This window comes from Marinospirillum sp. (assembly GCF_014859565.1).
The window spans coordinates 1-3,074 of the sequence record NZ_JACUUA010000326.1; the positions used below are offsets into that span (position 1 = coordinate 1).

Below are 3,074 nucleotides of genomic sequence, written 5' to 3' on the forward strand. Positions count from 1 at the left end.
CTGAGCTGGAAAATCCTCATTTTATGGTGGTGGGCGATCTGAATCATCCCTGGCAGGAGTGGCTGGCGCCTTTGGTGACTAAACGACCGCAGGCTTGAAAAAGCGGTCTGAGAACCGCATCAACAGGGCATAGAGGTTTTTATACCTGTGTGATTGCGAGGCCAGGCATGTCTGAAGAAGTATCCAATCCGAGTTCCGGTAGTGGTCAGCTGTTGTTATCTGCAGATGTGCTGCCGGAACGCATCTATTTGTTGCCCGTACATAATCGTCCATTTTTTCCAGCCCAGATCCAGCCGCTGGTGATCCCGCGTGAGCGCTGGGAATCCACTCTGGAGCGAGTGGCCGATACCACACATCATGCTGTAGGGCTGGTGTATGTCAGCGAAACAGCACCAGAAAAGGTCGACACAGAAACCATGCCGGAAATAGGCACGGCGGTGAAGGTGCATCGACCGACCACTGAAGATGGGCGCATCCAGTTTATTGCCCAGGGGCTTAAGCGATTTCGGATCGAGCGATGGATATCCCGCAAACCGCCTTATTTAGTGGAGGTGAGTTATCCGCGGGATCAGGAAGACACTAGTGATGAAGCGCGAGCTTATGCCTTGTCTATTATCAATGGCATCAAGGAATTGTTGCCGCTGAATCCACTTTATGGTGAAGAGCTGCGTCATTACCTGAATCGTTTCAGCCCCAATGAACCGGGGCCGCTGACTGACTTTGCTGCAGCAATCACCTCGGCCAAGGGGCGAGAGTTGCAGACAGTACTGGAAACCCTGCCGCTGTTGGATCGAATGCAGAAGGTTTTACCCTTGTTGCGCAAAGAAGTGGAAGTGGCACGTCTGCAAGGTGAGATCAGTGAAGAGGTTAATCAGAAGATCCAGGAGCGGCAGCGAGAGTTTTTCCTGCGTGAGCAGCTGAAGGTGATTCAGCGTGAGCTGGGGATCAGCAAGGATGACAAAACAGCAGAAAGTGACGAGTTCCGTCAGCGACTGGAAGGAAAAATCTTGCCGGAGACGGTACAAAAGCGTCTGGATGAGGAGCTGCAAAAGTTCTCTGTGCTGGAAACCGGCTCACCGGAATATGCCGTGACCCGTAATTATCTGGACTGGTTAACCTGTCTGCCCTGGGGTGTAAGATCCAGTGATAATCTGGATCTTGATCATGCGCGTCAGGTATTGAATCGTGATCATGATGGTCTTGATGATGTAAAAGATCGCATTGTTGAGTTTCTGGCAGAAGGGCATTTTAAAGGTGATGTGGGGGGTTCGATCATTCTCCTGGTTGGGCCGCCGGGGGTGGGCAAAACATCCATTGGTCGCTCGATTGCTGAAGCGCTCGAACGGCGTTTTTATCGTTTCTCCGTAGGTGGAGTGCGGGATGAAGCTGAAATCAAAGGGCATCGGCGTACCTATATTGGTGCTTTGCCGGGTAAATTGATTCAGGCCTTAAAAGACAGTGGTACAGAGAATCCGGTCATTCTGCTGGATGAAATCGACAAACTGGGCAGCAGCTACCAGGGTGATCCAGCATCAGCATTACTGGAAGTGCTGGATCCTGAGCAGAATGTTAATTTTCTGGATCATTATCTGGATGTGCGGGTGGATCTGTCCAAGGCTCTATTTATTTGTACTGCCAATCAGCTGGACAGCATTCCCGGTCCGCTGCTGGATCGAATGGAGGTGATACGTCTATCTGGCTACATTGCCGAAGAGAAGTTGACGATCGCAAAAAATCACCTGTGGCCACGCTTGTTAAAACGCTCTGGCTTGAAAAGGAAACAGCTGACGATCAGTGATGCGGCCATGAAGCAGCTGATCGAAGGTTATGCCCGTGAAGCCGGTGTGCGAAAACTGGAAAAACTACTGCATCGTATTCTGCGTAAGGCAGCGGTTGAGCTACTGGCTGACAGTAATCAAAAATCCATCAGGGTTGGGTTAAAAAATCTGGAGGTGTATCTGGGCGCACCACCTTTCCGTACAGATCACTTGATGAAAGGTGTTGGTGTCGTTACAGGGCTGGCATGGACATCAATGGGCGGAGCCACGCTGTCGGTTGAAGCGAGTCGTATACATTCGCTGACACGAGGGTTCAAGCTCACTGGCAAGTTGGGTGAGGTAATGAAGGAATCTGCTGAGATTGCCTACAGCTATGTGATGAGTCACCTGCTCAGCTACGGTGCGAGCCCGGAGTTTTATGATCAGGCATTTATTCATCTGCATGTGCCTGAGGGTGCGACACCCAAAGATGGTCCGTCAGCTGGTATCACCATGGCAACAGCACTCTTGTCGCTGGCACTGAATAAAAAACCGGCCAGGGTTGCCATGACAGGCGAGTTGAGCCTGACGGGTCAGGTATTGCCAGTGGGTGGAATCAGAGAAAAGGTTATCGCTGCCCGACGCTCAAAGATACACCAGTTGATCCTTCCGGCAGCCAATCGCCGCGACTACGAAGAGCTGCCCGACTATTTAAGAGCAGGGATGGATGTGTACTTTGCCAGTCACTACAAAGAGGTGGCAGAGAAGGTGTTCTGAGTGCTTGCAGGTAATATCAGCAGATGTTAAATTATACTAATTAAGATATTTCTTAATTACGTATGACTGAACTCACCAATCCTCGTGTTTACGGAGCTTAAGCTATGAATATTGATCGCGCGCTGATGATGTTTGCCGGTATCATGATTCTGATCAGTTTGTTACTGACACATTTTGTGCATCCCGGCTTTGTCTGGTTTACCGTATTTATTGCTGCCAACCTGATCCAGGCCAGCTTTACCGGTTTTTGCCCGGCGGCGATTATCTTCAAAAAACTGGGCATTAAAACCGGCTGTGCATTCAAGTAAGAAAAAGCTTGCATTGGAAAAATACCTCTCTATAATGCGCTCTCGCTGTCGGGCAAAGACTGTTCGGCAGTGAGGGAAAGCAAGAAAATATGGAAATAAAAGTTAAGCAAAATAAATGCTTGACACCGGCAGAAAGAATGGTAAGATTCTGCCTCCTGATTGCAGCGGAACAACGCACAATCAACGCTCTTTAAGAATGAAGCATCAGGTACATTCATGTGGGCGCTTGCGG

The 3,074-nt window shown here is 49.8% G+C and carries 3 protein-coding genes; 2 read left to right on the forward strand and 1 reads right to left on the reverse strand.

Annotated features, from left to right (window positions below):
• The first annotated feature begins 167 nt into the window (after positions 1-167).
• Together lon and IBX50_RS19110 are read left to right on the forward strand one after the other, a co-directional pair.
• Positions 168-2,534: an endopeptidase La gene (gene lon / locus IBX50_RS19105; RefSeq protein ID WP_292257988.1), complete on the forward strand. Its 2,367-nt coding sequence runs from the start codon at positions 168-170 to the stop codon at positions 2,532-2,534.
• A gap of 104 nt (positions 2,535-2,638) precedes the next feature.
• Entirely contained in the window at positions 2,639-2,842 is a 204-nt protein-coding gene (locus IBX50_RS19110; protein ID WP_292257989.1) for a DUF2892 domain-containing protein, read from the forward strand.
• Between the two features lie 29 nt (positions 2,843-2,871).
• Here IBX50_RS19110 and IBX50_RS19115 read toward each other — a convergent pair.
• Positions 2,872-3,074 (reverse strand): hypothetical protein (locus IBX50_RS19115; protein ID WP_292257990.1); only part of this gene is annotated, 203 nt, incomplete at its 5' end.

Coding starts and splice junctions, on each gene's coding strand:
- lon (WP_292257988.1), top strand. CDS start 168: ATGTCTGAAGAAGTATCCAATCCGAGTTCCGGTAGTGGTCAGCTGTTG.
- IBX50_RS19110 (WP_292257989.1), top strand. CDS start 2,639: ATGAATATTGATCGCGCGCTGATGATGTTTGCCGGTATCATGATTCTG.